This is a genomic window from Bacteroides sp. 3_2_5 (assembly GCF_000159855.2).
Lineage (GTDB): Bacteria > Bacteroidota > Bacteroidia > Bacteroidales > Bacteroidaceae > Bacteroides > Bacteroides fragilis.
In genome coordinates this window covers 2,581,582-2,596,885 of the sequence record NZ_JH636044.1, presented here as the reverse complement: position 1 = coordinate 2,596,885, position 15,304 = coordinate 2,581,582, and the positions used below count along the sequence as shown (strand labels likewise).

14 protein-coding genes are annotated in these 15,304 nt (G+C 42.9%); 4 read left to right on the top strand and 10 right to left on the bottom strand.

Annotation, left to right across the window (positions count from 1 at the left end; all coding sequences use genetic code 11):
• Positions 1-18 precede the first annotated feature (18 nt).
• The 6 genes from BSHG_RS07465 to BSHG_RS07490 all read right to left on the bottom strand — a co-directional run bounded on the left by BSHG_RS07465 (position 19) and on the right by BSHG_RS07490 (position 6,238).
• Positions 19-1,578 (bottom strand): Mfa1 family fimbria major subunit, encoded by a 1,560-nt coding sequence (locus BSHG_RS07465; RefSeq protein ID WP_008660069.1) that lies wholly within the window; start codon positions 1,576-1,578, stop codon positions 19-21.
• 40 nt (positions 1,579-1,618) lie between these two features.
• Complete coding sequence (locus tag BSHG_RS07470; RefSeq protein WP_008660067.1) at positions 1,619-3,070, bottom strand: DUF3868 domain-containing protein; 1,452 nt, start codon at positions 3,068-3,070, stop codon at positions 1,619-1,621.
• 26 nt (positions 3,071-3,096) lie between these two features.
• A complete protein-coding gene (locus BSHG_RS07475; RefSeq protein WP_008660065.1) occupies positions 3,097-3,663 on the bottom strand; it encodes a DUF3575 domain-containing protein in 567 nt (188 codons plus the stop codon).
• Positions 3,664-3,999: 336 nt separating this feature from the next.
• Complete coding sequence (locus BSHG_RS07480; RefSeq protein WP_005787394.1) at positions 4,000-4,545, bottom strand: IbrB-like domain-containing protein; 546 nt, start codon at positions 4,543-4,545, stop codon at positions 4,000-4,002.
• Complete coding sequence (locus BSHG_RS07485) at positions 4,542-5,846, bottom strand: DUF3440 domain-containing protein (RefSeq protein WP_005787392.1); 1,305 nt, start codon at positions 5,844-5,846, stop codon at positions 4,542-4,544. The genes BSHG_RS07480 and BSHG_RS07485 overlap by 4 nt, the downstream gene beginning before the upstream one ends.
• The gene (locus BSHG_RS07490) at positions 5,843-6,238 is read right to left on the bottom strand and encodes a hypothetical protein (RefSeq protein ID WP_005787390.1); all 396 of its coding nucleotides are present in this window, start codon (positions 6,236-6,238) and stop codon (positions 5,843-5,845) included. The genes BSHG_RS07485 and BSHG_RS07490 overlap by 4 nt, the downstream gene beginning before the upstream one ends.
• Before the next feature lie 200 nt (positions 6,239-6,438).
• Here BSHG_RS07490 and BSHG_RS07495 point away from each other — a divergent pair, with 200 nt between their 5' ends.
• Complete coding sequence (locus tag BSHG_RS07495; protein WP_005794260.1) at positions 6,439-7,287, top strand: helix-turn-helix transcriptional regulator; 849 nt, start codon at positions 6,439-6,441, stop codon at positions 7,285-7,287.
• Between the two features lie 19 nt (positions 7,288-7,306).
• Positions 7,307-7,519 carry a hypothetical protein gene (locus BSHG_RS23545; protein WP_232282868.1) on the top strand — a complete coding sequence of 71 codons (213 nt, stop codon included), beginning with the start codon at positions 7,307-7,309 and terminating at the stop codon, positions 7,517-7,519.
• A gap of 151 nt (positions 7,520-7,670) precedes the next feature.
• Here the strand turns inward: BSHG_RS23545 and BSHG_RS07500 are convergent, their stop codons facing one another.
• The gene (locus tag BSHG_RS07500) at positions 7,671-8,138 is read right to left on the bottom strand and encodes an Lrp/AsnC family transcriptional regulator (RefSeq protein WP_005794261.1); all 468 of its coding nucleotides are present in this window, start codon (positions 8,136-8,138) and stop codon (positions 7,671-7,673) included.
• Positions 8,139-8,294: 156 nt separating this feature from the next.
• On the opposite strand from BSHG_RS07500, the gene BSHG_RS07505 reads away from it, so the two are divergent.
• Complete coding sequence (locus tag BSHG_RS07505; protein WP_005787381.1) at positions 8,295-8,732, top strand: DUF2000 domain-containing protein; 438 nt, start codon at positions 8,295-8,297, stop codon at positions 8,730-8,732.
• Between the two features lie 43 nt (positions 8,733-8,775).
• Here the strand turns inward: BSHG_RS07505 and BSHG_RS07510 are convergent, their stop codons facing one another.
• Positions 8,776-9,621 carry a helix-turn-helix domain-containing protein gene (locus BSHG_RS07510; RefSeq protein WP_005794262.1) on the bottom strand — a complete coding sequence of 282 codons (846 nt, stop codon included), beginning with the start codon at positions 9,619-9,621 and terminating at the stop codon, positions 8,776-8,778.
• A gap of 301 nt (positions 9,622-9,922) precedes the next feature.
• Here BSHG_RS07510 and BSHG_RS07515 point away from each other — a divergent pair, with 301 nt between their 5' ends.
• A complete protein-coding gene (locus BSHG_RS07515; protein ID WP_008660058.1) occupies positions 9,923-11,458 on the top strand; it encodes a sensor histidine kinase in 1,536 nt (511 codons plus the stop codon).
• Positions 11,459-11,758: 300 nt separating this feature from the next.
• Here the strand turns inward: BSHG_RS07515 and BSHG_RS07520 are convergent, their stop codons facing one another.
• Both BSHG_RS07520 and BSHG_RS07525 read right to left on the bottom strand, forming a co-directional pair.
• A complete protein-coding gene (locus BSHG_RS07520; protein WP_005787376.1) occupies positions 11,759-13,489 on the bottom strand; it encodes an ABC transporter ATP-binding protein in 1,731 nt (576 codons plus the stop codon).
• Between the two features lie 3 nt (positions 13,490-13,492).
• Positions 13,493-15,304 (bottom strand): ABC transporter ATP-binding protein, encoded by a 1,812-nt coding sequence (locus BSHG_RS07525; RefSeq protein ID WP_008660053.1) that lies wholly within the window; start codon positions 15,302-15,304, stop codon positions 13,493-13,495.

The window sequence follows — 15,304 nt, the reverse complement described above, 5'->3', positions numbered from 1 at the left end:
TAGTTTATAAGAAAGAATTTATAAAAGTTCCTCTACATTCTGATTACGGATATACCACCGCATAATGTTGACGTCAGCCGAGATCCAGGAAGTGTCTTCGTCATCCGGATCTGTCCCGGGAGGATTGATCACCGGCTGTCCCGGACCGATAATCTTATTGATACTAAGCTGATATACATTATTCCGTACCACACCATAGCGTCCGTATCCCATCAATACAGGTACCATGTTATTGGAGAAATGACGAATCAGAACCGTATAATAGCACACTCCCTGATAGTAGAAATTAATGCCACCCTCCGAAAAAGAAGCCGTAGGTGAATTAAATGCATTCGGGTTCCAGGCCAGTACGTTCTCTATAGCCTGTTCCAAACCTGCATCACGTAATTCCTGAGGAATCTGCCCCCTGTCATTTACCATATCCCGCATGGCTTCCACTCTGATAGCATTGCCTTTGAAATAGTAGAAACTGATGCCCCCTCCGTTACGAGTCGCAACCGATCCGAAGCCATTCGGCGTGTAAGTTCCGCTAATCACTACACGGGTAGTTACGTCATGCCGCTGGTCGGCAGCGTCCATCGTATTTTCCAGCGTATAATCATAGTCATCAAAATTCTTGCTCAACTCCGGAGTTCCTGACAAATACTCAAACTGTCCGACAGGGTTTCCTCCATTCCAGGAACTGAATCTTGTAAAGTTAGGATCTTCGGCATAGCGTTCCTCGCGGTATCCGGCATTGAGTTGTTCCATTTCATTCGGAACACCACCCGAGTTAGCTATAAAAGTCATCTTACGCATCCAGTAGGTATACATATTGGTCACATCCAGTCCCCATTTCAGATTGTCAATCCGATCACCGTGCGGTACTACCTCAGGCACTCCGCTGACAACGACTTTAGCTACCGCACGTTCCACCTCGACCCTTACCGGATTTTCTTCGGCCATCCGTTGATTATCCCTCAACTCCACCTCAGGAACAAAAATAAGGTCCTGATGATTAGTCATATAAAAGTTATTATCGGCAGCAATACCATAAGGCTGTATCAGCGACTCTTTTGTCATATTGGCTGCACGCGATAAATAACTTCTGGGATTTCCCTGTCCGGTAATCTCCAGCAATTCACCGGGAGGATTGATCAATATCAATAACTCATAATCCTGTTTCACCACTTCACGACCTACTGTAACAAAACGACTCACAGTCGGCGTAGCCGATGGCACATCTTCTCCTCTCACTACATCTCCTCCGGTAAATTCATTCATTCCGTCAGTAGATACATTCAGGTCCCAAGAGTAACGCACGGTATTATTCTTGGTTTCATACAGCACCATGCGTACATGATTCACGACTTGCTCTTCAGTACGTCCCGAAGTTGTCGGGTCGACTGCCACCCGGGTACCGGCCAACGAACCGGTAGACAGGCGCATGGAGAGAAATGCTTTCTCGGTCGGTTCCGGAGTTTCCTTACCGGTACTTCCACCAGGGTCAAAATTCTCTTCATCACTACAAGATGCCATCATCATCATTCCGGCTCCGATTGCGAGGCCGAACATTAGTTTTTTCCATTCTACTTTCATAGTTCTACAATTGTTTAATTAAAAAAAATACATTTATAAGTCACTCCTGGGTCTTTAGCCAAGCTGCTAATTGCCCCATATTATATGCTGCCGCTTGAATGCCGGCATCAATCGCTTTTTCCAGATACTCTCCTCCTTTCTTATAATCTTGTTTCAAGATGTATGCGATTCCTAAATTATTCCATGCTTCAGGCATATCCGACTTCTGAAGTCGGACTATGGCAGCATCTATAGCGCCATTCTCCAGTTCAAGTGCCGCAGTGTTGAGCCGCGCTACCGGGTCATCGGGATAAATGCGGGCAGCAATGTCAAACACCTCTTTAAATTCACCGCTGTCCTTGGGGTAAGTATTCGCCACGAGAAACATTTCATTCAGACTGAGGTACTGAGGTTTGGTTTTAATAAGTTGCTTCGCCTCGTCTACATTGAAAGCACGCGCCACATAAGAAATGGTATATTCATTACGACGTAAAGGCGGATAATAGTCCCTCAGTAACATCCGGTAGGTAGTTCCTCCATTCAGCGCCTGCAACCGATTTTTTCGTGTGGCGAAATCCGTATATCCGTCGATAACGGCAAGTATAGCTCCCTTATCAATCAGACTCGAAGCCGCAACTTCACGACGCAGGCCGGACCAGTCTTCTCCTTTCCAATCGACTGTCAACAGAGATTCGTCAACTCCTCCGTGATTCTGCAGATAACCGACAAATGCCAATGCACGGTTTTCGGACAACTTCATGTTGCGGCTATAGTTACCTTCAGGAGATGCATAGCCTGTCACCCGAAATTCCGTTACGGTCAGGTTGGAATCGTTTTGTATCTCATTGACAATCCGGTCGACATCAGCAAGCACGTTGGCATTATTCTTATAATTGCGCAGCAATACATATTTGTCCACCTCAAAATTCAGATAGGCTGTATGTGTCTCGCTACGCTGCTTCAACGGTTCTACCGGCGGAGTCACATAACTCAGCTCATAACGAGGTGTAAATTGTTCGTCGAATACCGATGTTATAACGGTATGGTCACCCTGACTGACAGGACAATCGGCACAACCGGTCACCTCTTCACGTAAAATCAGCTCTGCCCGGCGCATCCATTCATGATAGGGTAATCCGAAGTGAAGATTCACAGTCTGGGGAGTACCGCTCTTTCGTTTCTCGACAAGCATAGGAGACATTTCAAAATTGTCAGTGCCGAAAGCTAAAGATCGTTTCAGCACCCGATAGCGACGGGGTCCGGCTATCACTACCGGAGCTAATAGCTGTTGTTCTTCTCCTTCTGTAGATCGCAAGACCGGTGTAAGCACAATCATTTGCTGTGCAGCCAGCTTTACAGCCCCTAAATCAAGGGATACCTCCACGTTCAACTCCCCTCCTTTCCGAACCACATGGTGTTGTCCGAAGCCGATATGACCTTCGTATGAATTTTGCGCCTGCGCAACCATGTCGCAGAGGGCGATGCCCAATATCAGAAAATAAAACTTTTTCATATCTTTCATTTTTTATCAAATTCAACTTAGCGAATAAAGTAGACCAATGAAACAGCCGCTTTGGTAGGACCGACATAGTTTTTATGCCCACTCTTTATTTTAGGACTGCAATTCACACAACGATACTTATCGTATACCCAATAAGCATATCCCACTCCGACCGAGGCCTCCAGGCTCCAATGTTTACTCAACAGCCATTGATGTCCCACACTGACACCTCCTCCATAGAAGTATCCTTCATAGCGATGGTCTTTAAGAGAAGGGAATATTTTGAAAGGTAAACTGATACCGGCCACGCTAAACTCACCTCCATGCAAATGTACCCCCCAGAAGGTTCCATTGAAACGCTCACAGGTCCAGTAACGGAATTCCGGCTGTGCCAGCCAGTGCTTGAAACGCTTGTGATTTCCGAACGTAAACGGATTATAGCCGCCATACAGGTCAAGCGTGGTCTTCTTCCCCAACCCTACCTCTAATGCCAGATTGGGTGTGGTGGTAGCATCGTACAGGAGATTATTTTTCAGAGCGACATGCTGTGCACTTACAGCTACTGAAATCGATATTGCGGCTCCAAACAGAATTAGATTTTTCATACTCGTTTCTTCTATTATATATACTGACTAAAACTTGCTCAAAATGAATATGACAAATATCGCGGAATTGTATCATTCCGGAAATTGTATTCATTTCTCTTATAGAGGAAGAAAGAGTAATAAAACTTCTAATAATGGGGCTTTAATGAAGTGAAGTTGCTAAATATAAAAAAGGGAGGGAAAAGTTCTGTGCAGTTTCATTTTCCGCAAATAAGGTAACCGAACGTTGCGATTCGGACAAACAGAGAGGCAAAAAAACAGGCATAGATTCTATACGGCATATATCTGCTGACGACAGTATATGCATCTATAAAATCCACGCCTGCAAGGCAAACTTTAACGAGTAGGTTTCTTATCTACATTTCCCGGCTGGTCATCTTCGGGAACACTGAAGTCACGATTGGCAAACAGATCGGCCAAACCCGATATTTGCTTTAAGCGCAACAACTCGTCCCGATCCATACCGATATTCTTCATAATCCATTGATCGGACATGCCTGCCTTATCAAGTTCGGCAACAATATGGCACATCAGTTCTATATTGTGCGTACCCCGGGCACGATTATGGCGGATAGTGGAACTCATACGATTGGAAAGATCCTTTTCGATTACCACAATAGGCAACATCCCGTTTTCTCTCTGAAAGATACGTTTCGAAGTCTTCAGCACAGAATAACGGTGGAAACCGTCGACAAGGATATAAACATCCTTTTCCTTATCATAATAGCAGACGCAGGGCATAGTGAAGCCGTCTTCCCAGATAGAAAGTTCAAGAAGCCTCATCTCCGGAGGAGCCACCACATTCGGATTGTAATCGTTGGCCTGTACTTTTTCTACGGGAACTGCTATTACATTATATACCGGACTTTTCTTTATACTCATTGCAATATGTTTTTATATTGTTCGATTACTTGATTTCGTTTACTCATTTCCTCTTTTGTCGGAGAGAATCCCATATACTTGCAAGCATGATCATTTTTCAGAATACAGATGCACATGCGCTTGTAGGTGGGGATTTCCCTGAACTCCGGAATATCAATATCATCCTGATATTCCATGCGGACCGGCTTCTTGGTCGTTTTATAATTGGAGTTGTCCATTACAATAATAGGTACCTTGGCTTCATTCAGCCTACGAATAGTTTCGTCACTCAGACACCCTCCCTTATTACGCCAGAATTGTACACTGACCTGTAACTTCCGGAGATATCCGTTTCGGGCACGGTCGGGCAAAGTGGAAAGCAGAAAATACATGAATTCCCGCCAGGTATATCCTTCCGGAAGCTTAATGGACTGCCATCCCATCGCATGGGTTCCTCCATACATACTCGTGAAGTTCACTCCATTGACACGGCCTATCATTTTCCCCCACGTATTCGGATCGATGGCTCGGTAAAGTGCCAGACTCTCTTGTGCCTCACCTATGAACGGGCTGGCAACGCGCTGACGTTCCAGATTGACTCCCGCCCAATAGTAATAGTCGTATAGTTTATTGTAATCCCACTTAAACTTTCCGTTAGCAGTCCATACATCCGTAGTTTTCCAGTCGTATATAGGATATGCATTAAAGATATCGTTTCCTACCTTCGAAGTCCACCGATAACGATGATACATCTGGTACTTGCGATTGAGGTAAATACAGCGCCAACGATTGAAACTTTCCTGCGTACGAATACCGATCAGACAGCAGGTGCGCACGGCATCCTTTTTCTCATGAAGCCAACTGGCAAAACGCATTTGGAACTCATAATCCCACATTTGTGTATTATAAAAAGGAAAGTCTTCTTTAGTCATGGCATTCTCAGGTAACGGACGTACCCAGAGGTCTTTTTTACTATCTTCCCACGGACGCCAGAAAGACTGGTACATGGAAGTACAGGTAGCTACCCTGAAAGGTACACAAACCCGGTATACTTCAAGAATATCCTTATTGTCTTCCAACATACGGGCTATATAGTCAATCGTCATCTTATATTGTATCTCATAATCCATATGGAAAACCCCGAGTTTTATCTTCAGGTTATTCCGGCGAATATAATCAATACATAAGCTCAACAGCACTCCGCTATCTTTTCCTCCCGAAAAGGAAAGATAGACATTATCGAACTCATTGAAGACGATACGCAAACGTTCTTGCGCCAGTTCATACACATTTTTAGGTACAGTTGTAGTTTTAGTCATCATTCATCTTTTTGCATTTTTACATAACGTTTCCATGCCTTCTCCATTATAAACCCGTGTTCCTCAAATACAGCCTGATGGTTGACCATAACAACGGCAAACAAACGTACTTCTTTTCCGATTGCTTCCAAAACACTGGAGATTAATAATGAGAGTGTTTCACGGTTATCACCGCTGACATAATAGTTGTTGATTACGCATCCGCTCCTTCTATGCTCCACCGGCATAAAACCAACAACCGATTTTTTATCAATAGCAATGAACCACACGTATTGTTCTGTCGTTTTAAAAGGATAATTATTATTTGCACTTAAAACATCCGGATTCATCACCAATGGAGCAATAAGTTGGTATAAGCGTTTTTCTGTTCCTTGTACTTGTATTGTCTGTATCATGATATTAATTCCCTTTGGGTATATAATCTATGAAAAAGACAAAAATAGATAAAAAAATGAAAGCGAAAGGCAGATATAACTATAAAAAAACAAAAAGAAAAAAGATGGCACGATTATAGAACATTGTGTCTTTTTAATATAAAACTTCCCGCTCTGTTTTTTTGTTTTCGTATAATTATTAAACAAGAAATAGTTTAACTATGAAATTATTACATATAGAACGACACACCACTTGCCTCAATTATGTATCAGATTACAATATATGCTTTATTCATCAAAGACTCTTCTCCGGGGGCGATTTTAAGATAGATAACCATCACCACTCGTGTATCTTATTTCTTTTAAAAGGGGAAATACTGACATCCTGCAGCGAGTTTCACGATCAGCACATCGTTGAAGGGCACATGGTTCTCTTTCCCCAAAACGATCCTAATCAAAGCAAAAGCATGACAGAAACAGAATTTATACTACTGTTCTTCGACAATCAAGTCAATCTTCACAGTAAAATGTCGATTGAATTGTCTGCCATTCATCTTGAGTCTGAAAAGAGTTGTTTTTATTCCTTATCTATCTGTCCTCCGCTACGACATGTGTTGGACAGTATTTGCTTCTATCTCAAACAGAAAGTTCAGTGTAGTCATATGCATGAACTGAAACAGAAAGAGATATTCATGGTATTCGGTACATTCTACAATCGAACAGATATGGCCCACTTCCTGATGCCCATCACAGGGCGAGATCCGAATTTCAAAAGTTTCGTATTGGAAAACTACCTGCAGATACGAAACATCAAACAGTTTGCACAATTATATCATTGTTCCGAACGTTCTTTCAATCGTAAATTCAAAAGCTGCTTTCACGATACTCCCTACAATTGGATTCTTAATCAAAAAACACGCCATATTAAAGGGCAATTAGCCAATCGTAATATACCGATCAGTGAAATAGCCAGAACCTTTCATTTTGCTTCACCTTCACATTTCACTACTTACTGTAAAAAAAGACTTGGAATCACTCCGAGCGAATTCAGAGAAAAAATTGCAAAATAAGAAGTTCCGACCCTAAAACATGGAAAAAATAGAGATTGTATTACGCCGGGAACAAAATAACAGAAATGGCATTTATTTAAATTACATCAACGGATATTGGTATACTTACGAATGGTCAGCCTTTTTGCTATGTATGCTTCATCCGGAAGTCGAAGTCAGAAAATGTATTGGAGTGCAACCCGATGAAAACTATGCTATAGCCCGCGTCAATAAAAAAATTATAAAAAATTAGAAAGGAAGTATCAGACATCCATGATGGATGACTCCATAAAAATATTACTTCCGCCGTTCAACGAAGATGAAAATATCTTCCTGAATTGGAAAGCGCTACTCCCTCCATAATTTCTTTATCGCAGCTATTCATCACCCATCTGCGCATAAGGTCATCGGTCTATATTCAAAACTGTCGTATGTTTAATCTCACTAAGAACAAACGAACTCTGCATCTTAACTATACCGTGAACTTTAGTCAGTTTCTCAAAAACGAATCGGTTATAGGCATCCAGATCTTTCAAGACCACCTTAATGAAAAAATCATAAATACCGCCGGTAGAATAGCACTCCATAATTTCATCGATCTCCTTGATCTCCTCTTGAAAGCGCTTTATATGTTCGTCGTCGTGAACTGCCAGAGAGACATTACAGAAAACAATCAAAGGCAATCCGACTTTTTTATTATCCACCAAAGCGACATATCCTTTTATATACCCATCATTTTCGAGTCGTTTGATGCGTTCATATATCGGCGTTTTTGATATATGGAGCTTCTCAGAAAGCTCTTTAGTGTTCACTTTCGCATCTTTCTGTAATACCTGAAGTATTTCAACATCCGTTTTGTCTAATTGCCCCATAGTCTTTTTTCCTATTTTTAATGTTTTCGATTCGCCTTTTCAGGAAAATCGGATAAAGATACGGGCAAATATAGGAATTATATCGTATTTTTAGTTGAGACATAGGAAAATAATCCATTATAGATACCTTTGCAGGTACAAAAGTATATAGAATATATGGAAACAAAGATTCTTTCAAATGCCACACACAAATGTGTTTTAGTGATCGATAACGCTCAACCTACGGGCATAGTAGCCAATATTGCCAGTGTCTTATCCATGACGCTAGGGTGCAGAGTCAGCAACATTGTGAGTCATGATGTATATGATAAACAAGGTGAAAGGCATTTGGGCATAACACAACTGCCGATTCCTATACTTGGAGCTTCACAGGAGAAGATAAAAGAGCTCCGGAACTATTTCCACTCTTTAGAAATTGAAGATCTGGTACTGGTTGACTTTTCCACTATTGCCCAACAATCCAGAACTTATGATGAATATGAACGTGAAATGTATAGTGCCAATGAAGATGATCTGCACTATGTAGGTATCGGTATTTGTGCAGAGAAGAAAGCTATAAATAAAGCAACCGGCAGCCTGAGTCTGATCAGATAAAACCCAAAGACCAATTAACAAAATTTCCCGAATCTGATTCAGATCAAAAATAAATATTTTTTCTGTATTGGGATGGCGTTACTCCGGTATAATGACGAAAATACCTACTCAATGTCGTTTGATCGGGAAAATTAACCCTGGCGGCAATCGACTTAATGTCCAGGGATGACTCCCGTAACAATGACTTGATCTCAAGAATGGTATAATAAACAATCCATTCACGCGCTGATTGACCACTGATACTCCGGATAAGATTTGTGAGCCTTTTGGGAGAAATACCCAGTTTCTGTGCAAAATAGGCCACATCTTTATCCGGAGAATGATCTTCTATAATCAGACGTACAAATTGATAGACATATTCGTCTTTACGTGTAAACTTCAGACTCTTCTCAGCCTGAGGATCATTGATATACACAGTATAGACATCCCAGAAGTAAACCCTTAACAGTTGCATGATTGATTCCTGACGACAATTTTGCGGTGTATGCTTCATCCTGTATACCAGAAGATTACAATACGCCAAAAAACGACCGATCAACTCCCCGTCCGGGATTGATACAATATGCTTGCGCATGTACAGCAAAAACCCGGAAGCGGGTCTCCATAATGTACTCAGAGTTTCTGAAAACATATCTTTGGAAATTTTGAAAAAAGTGATCCTGAAATCCTCACTAATCTCTTTGATAAAAACGAGTTGCCACGGCATCAGGGTAATGACCACATTCGGTACGATTTGGAATGGAACATCAAAAACTACGATAGTTGCCGTACCCGATTCGCATACACCGCCGATCCCCTCTTCAATATAAGACGGACAACCGGTCATAGGAAGATCTGCAATATCCGTATAGATCCCAAATCCAATGTCATCGTCGGCCTGAGAGTTCATTTTGTTTGCTTTTACATTATCTGCCATTTTGCGTTCATTCCAAAGTTTTATGTGACGGAGGTACTGCAAAGGACAGAAAAAGTTCCTTTTTATCAAACAACCACCATTCTATTTCATCTTTTTTAACCCGGTCAGTTCTCACACTTATCTAAACGGAAAATATAGCCAACTAAAGAAATGATGTGTTTTTCACTATTAATAGGCAATAATTGCCCAAATAACAATAGATACAGTTTTATAAATACCTTTGTCTATAAATGCATTGTTTGGAAAACATGTTTTTACTCTAATAAAAATATAAATGTCGAATTCTTCTATTAAATCAAAAACGGCGCTACTCCGAAACGGGGAAACTCAAAAAGGAAATGGCTATCCGGAAGCCAATGATTATTCCGCCAGGATTCTTGAAACCATGCAGACCGGTGTGATCTTTTTCAATACCGAACAAATCATTTCCGGTATCAACAACTTGGCATGCGAGGATTTACAGATCCCCCGGGATCCTTCCGGACATAAAATAACAGACATCATTTCAATCATCCACCAAGAAAAAGATATCTTCCCGGAACTGATCGCCCGATTGAAGTCTTCGGAAACGGATATGGAGAAATTGCCAATAGACACTTTGATACGTTCTCTGGAAACGAAGGTGCAATTCTTTGCCAGTGGGTGTATCATGCAGTTGGAGACCGGACGTTATTTATTAGCATTCCGTAATACAATGGATGAAGTAACGCATGAACACCTTCTGAGCATGATTCTGGCAAGGACAAAGATCTTTCCATGGTTTTTCGACTTGAAACGTAATAAAATGTTAATCGATGCCCACTGGTTTTCTTATCTGGGTATCCCGGCAGGAGACTGTGAGATAACAATCGAGAAGTTCTTCTCCAGAGTACATCCCAACGAACGGGATATGCTTGCAGATGCTTTGCAAAAACAGTTATCAGAAAAAGAAATACCCGATTCATTCTCCTATCGGCTGCAACGGGGCGATGGAAGTTGGGAGTGGTTTTCTGAACAGTCGATGTATCTCAGCAAAACCAATGACGGTTCACCTTATCGTATTGTAGGCGTATGCCATAGCATTCAGGAGCATAAAAATACTGAAGATAAATTGCGCGCTGCACGCAATAAAGCCCAAGAAAGCGACAGACTCAAAAGTGCATTTCTGGCTAACATGAGTCATGAAATACGAACTCCCCTGAATGCTATTGTCGGTTTCTCCAATCTTATTGCAGGCGGGATTGTCGACTTGGATACGGAGGAAGCCAGAGATTACTCGGCATTAATCAGTAAAAACTGTAATTATCTGCTCACACTGGTCTCGGATGTCCTTGATCTTTCATGTATAGAGTCCGACACGATGACTTTTAAGTTTACAATATATCCACTTACCCGACTTCTGACAGAAATCTATCAGAAATATGAAAACAGAATACCTCAGGAGGTACAGTTTAATTTGCTGCTACCCACAGATAATGTTGAAATAGAAACAGATGCTGTGCGCCTACGGCAAGTGATAGAGCACTTGTTGGATAATGCGGCAAAATTTACAGTAAAAGGGCATATAGATATCGGATATGCCCTGTCGGATCATGGTGAGAAAATATATGTATTCGTTGCCGATACCGGTTGCGGTATTCCAAGCGATCAATATAAAAAAGTATTCGAGCGCTTTTATAAAATCAATTCATTCGTACAGGGTGCCGGTTTAGGACTTTCAGTCTGCAAAACTATTGTAGAAGGTCTGGGAGGTACGATTAATGTATATTCGCAACTGAAAGAAGGTTCTCGTTTTTCCGTGATCCTACCGCTAAACAGACTCCATAAATAAAAGTTTTGCAACCATGCATAACCGATGGACCGAATGCATTTCAATCTTCCATCTCCCACCCAAAGTCTCTGCTGCCCAGTCCCATCCCCCCCCCGCAGCCCGGGCTGAAGAACGCAGATATCCGGACTGATGGGCCCGGGTAGCAAGACTGACATAAAGCAACCCATAGCGGAACCTATAAAATGCAGCTTCTTTGAAGAAGTGCGTTGCTCCGGACAAAAGCACCTCTTTTCATCCATCCGGCACAGTCCGGATGTGAAGTCTGCATTTCACTTCATTCATATAAGTTACAATAACCCACTATAATGTCCATCCCAATGTACTTTCTTGAATGTTCCAGAGCTTCCGATATAAACCATCCCGGCACATCAATTCCGAATGCGTACCTTGTTCTTCCACTTTTCCATCGGATAAGACAACGATGTGGTCGGCCCCCATTATTGTCTTGAGACGATGGGCGATAACGATAACCGTTCGTCCTTTAATCAACGTATCGATAGCCTTCTGTATCTCTACTTCGTTCTCGGGATCAAGCGAAGCAGTTGCCTCGTCCAGCAGAACGATCTGTGCGTCTTTCAGCATGGCACGCGCAATGGAAAGCCGTTGTTTTTCACCACCTGATAACGTACAGCCTCCCTCTCCCACCATTGTATCGTAACCATGTGGCAGATGCATGATAAAGTCGTGACAACAGGCCTTTTTGGCCGCTGCTACAATCTCTTCATCTGTGGCATCACTTTTACCAAACCGAATATTGTTGCGTATGCTATCCTGAAATAAATAAACATCCTGAAAAACCATCGAAATACGACTCATCAATTTTTCAGGTTCAATCTCTCGTACCGGTACTCCACCAAACAGTATACGCCCTTTTGTCGGATCATAAAAACGGGCACAAAGTTTCATTACCGTACTCTTTCCACTTCCTGACGGGCCAACAAGAGCTGTCAGTGAATTTCGCGATAAAATGACAGAAATGCCATGTAGGACCTCTTTCTCCTGATAGCCGAATGACACATTTTCAAAGATGATATTACCGTCTTCGGGAGCTTCTTTTGTCCCTTTCATTTCGGGTTCGTTCATAAGAGAAAGAATACGTCCTCCCGAAATAGAAAAATGACGGAACTCTGTAAAATTGGTAAGAGCGGAAGTCAGCGGGTCGAATACACGGGAACCGACAACAAGGAACATGACAAACGTGAGAATCGACAACTGGCCACCTAAAAGCAGGTATGTTCCGCACAGTACCATCAATGTCAATCCTGCACGCACGAGTGTAATAGCCAATAGAACAAAAGGTCCCAATAGAGCCTCCAACCGAATGCAGGCACGACGTAATTCGGCAAAAGCATCACGCAACCGAACAAAACGATCACCCAGCAGATTGTAGGCTTTCATCACCCGGATGCCTTGCAGGTACTCTTCCAGGCGGTTTCCGGCATTGACTTTTGCTTTGATCTGCCTGCCACTCAGCCTCTCCTGTACGCTCGTGCTCAACCACAAAATGCCCATTGCAAACGGAAGAGCCACGAACATGGCGACCGCCATGCGCCAATCGATCCAAAGAAGCGAAACAAAAGCCAGTACAGGCATCACCAATGCTCCCATCAGTTGAGGCAAATAATGCGAGATACCTGTTTCCGCCATTGTAAAATCGGTAATAAGCATGGATGATAAATCACCCGGATCCCGTTTACCCAGAAAACCTAACGAAAGTTTGCGTAAATGTTCTGCCAAAGAGATGCGTCCCGATGCACTCATTTCGTAAGCACCACGGAAATTGGCACGATAGGCAGCCCTTTCCGCCAGTACCATAACAGCTATATAACCTGTCATACAGCCAAATATACACCACAACCGGGTGGTATCAAGCGATTGCCCGCCTCCGTTAAAAGCACGGAATATAATACGAATCGCCTCGATAGAAAGGCAAAAAGGAACAATGTTCACCAAATTGGCAAGCATAGTGTAGCCTACAGGTTTATAAAGCCTTTCCGTACGGCCTATTGTAATATTTCTTATTGCACTCATTCTCTATTCTTTTTCTTGTTTCACATTCAATTGCCAGCGGAACGCACTCGTATAAGCATTCCACATCTTTTTATATACCCCTTCTTGAGAGGAAAGTTCTTCATGCCGTCCGCATTGTACTGCCCTTCCATCTTTCAGTACGATGATCCGGTCGGACGATACAATGGAAGAAAGGCGGTGGGCTATGATGATGACCGTCTTATCCTTAATAAGTGATTTCAAAGCCTGCTGCATCTTGTACTCGTTCTCGGGATCGGCAAAAGCCGTTGCTTCATCCAGTACAAGTATAGGAGCATTCTTCAAAATAGCCCGTGCCACACAGACTCGTTGTGCTTCACCACCGGAAAGGAAAACACCTTTATCTCCGATACGTGTTTCGTATCCGTTCGGTAACTTCTCGATAAACTCATGGCATTGCGCAGCACGAGCGGCAGCAATGACCGTATCTCTCGTTGCCTTGGACGAACCTACGGCAATATTTTCATAGAGTGTATCGTAAAAAAGGAACGTATCCTGAAAGACGAACGAAACGAGATCCATTAACTGCTCCGTTGCAATATCCTTCACATTCACATTGCCGATAAGGATTTCTCCCTGCTCCACATCCCAAAACCGGGGAATCAGATTGGCGACGGTAGATTTACCACTTCCCGACGGACCGACAAAAGCGGTAATTTTACCTTGAGGGGCCGTGAAACAGAGATCGTGCAACGCTTCGGTACGAGTAGCCTGCTCCTTGTTTTCATAGGAAAACGAGACATGACGAAACTCTATATCATACGTCGCGGGAATTTTCGGACAAGCAGGTTCCGAGACCGGCTGATTTTCAAGAATACGATCAATACGCGATACACCTTCATTGATTTCCCGCGTACTGCTGCCCAGATACATCAACTTATAGACGGGTGAAGCCACGCCCGGACCGAGTATGATAAAGAAAAGCCATACAGCTGCCAGCGTAAGACTCCGGGAGTCATTTTGCATTAGTAAAATACCGACAGGGAGAATGAAGGTGACAATCGAATTGAGCAGTACGGTAAAATATGTCATACCCGATTCGTAAGTGTCGCAAACTTTCAATGCATAGGTCTTGTAAGCTTCGATTTCGGCATTGAACTGACGGAATGAGCGGACACTCTGTCCAAAGATTTTCACCACAGGCATTCCGCGCACATATTGCACGGCAGAAGCACTCATCTGCTCTTGCGCGTTGTAATAGATGCGTGTAAATTCCCGTGCCTTTTTTCCCATGAAATTGGAAAATTGCAAGAATATACTTAGTACGATCACTGCCAAACAGACACCTGCCAGCCATCCATCGAGCGAAAAGAAAATGAGGAACATCACCACTACTGTTGCCATAACGTTCACCAAATCGGGAATCGTGTGGGCTATGAAGTTCTCTATCTTTTCTACATTCTGCTCCATCGTCTTCTTGATGGCTCCCGTTGATGTCCCGTTCAGATAACCCAGCGGCAATCTCCCGATATGTTCCGTCAACCGGACACGCAGTCCGTAGAGAATACGGTATGCTGCCACATGAGATGACATCAGGGAAGCATACAGCAACAATAATCCGCCGATCAGCCCGCCAAAGGCTATCCAACCCCAACGAATCATATTGGTCTCATCGATGGACGACAGCTCCCGGCTATGGTTCAACAATTCATAGAGTATCCGGTAGATCGCCCAATAAGGTATGAGCATACACACCGCGCTCCCAGCCGATAACAAGCCTGCCAACAGAAGCAGACTTTTTTTCTGTCCTGCAATCTCAAACAGACGGGACAGCCCTTCTTTCTTCTTATTTACCAT

Excerpts from the sequence above, each read along its gene's own strand:
- BSHG_RS07465 (WP_008660069.1), bottom strand. The coding sequence starts at position 1,578 with ATGAAAGTAGAATGGAAAAAACTAATGTTCGGCCTCGCAATCGGAGCC.
- BSHG_RS07475 (WP_008660065.1), bottom strand. The coding sequence starts at position 3,663 with ATGAAAAATCTAATTCTGTTTGGAGCCGCAATATCGATTTCAGTAGCT.
- BSHG_RS23545 (WP_232282868.1), top strand. The coding sequence starts at position 7,307 with ATGGAAAAAATAGAGATTGTATTACGCCGGGAACAAAATAACAGAAAT.
- BSHG_RS07500 (WP_005794261.1), bottom strand. The coding sequence starts at position 8,138 with ATGGGGCAATTAGACAAAACGGATGTTGAAATACTTCAGGTATTACAG.
- BSHG_RS07470 (WP_008660067.1), bottom strand. The coding sequence starts at position 3,070 with ATGAAAAAGTTTTATTTTCTGATATTGGGCATCGCCCTCTGCGACATG.
- BSHG_RS07480 (WP_005787394.1), bottom strand. The coding sequence starts at position 4,545 with ATGAGTATAAAGAAAAGTCCGGTATATAATGTAATAGCAGTTCCCGTA.
- BSHG_RS07515 (WP_008660058.1), top strand. The coding sequence starts at position 9,923 with ATGTCGAATTCTTCTATTAAATCAAAAACGGCGCTACTCCGAAACGGG.
- BSHG_RS07495 (WP_005794260.1), top strand. The coding sequence starts at position 6,439 with ATGAAATTATTACATATAGAACGACACACCACTTGCCTCAATTATGTA.
- BSHG_RS07505 (WP_005787381.1), top strand. The coding sequence starts at position 8,295 with ATGGAAACAAAGATTCTTTCAAATGCCACACACAAATGTGTTTTAGTG.
- BSHG_RS07490 (WP_005787390.1), bottom strand. The coding sequence starts at position 6,238 with ATGATACAGACAATACAAGTACAAGGAACAGAAAAACGCTTATACCAA.
- BSHG_RS07525 (WP_008660053.1), bottom strand. The coding sequence starts at position 15,304 with ATGGTAAATAAGAAGAAAGAAGGGCTGTCCCGTCTGTTTGAGATTGCA.
- BSHG_RS07510 (WP_005794262.1), bottom strand. The coding sequence starts at position 9,621 with ATGAACTCTCAGGCCGACGATGACATTGGATTTGGGATCTATACGGAT.
- BSHG_RS07520 (WP_005787376.1), bottom strand. The coding sequence starts at position 13,489 with ATGAGTGCAATAAGAAATATTACAATAGGCCGTACGGAAAGGCTTTAT.
- BSHG_RS07485 (WP_005787392.1), bottom strand. The coding sequence starts at position 5,846 with ATGATGACTAAAACTACAACTGTACCTAAAAATGTGTATGAACTGGCG.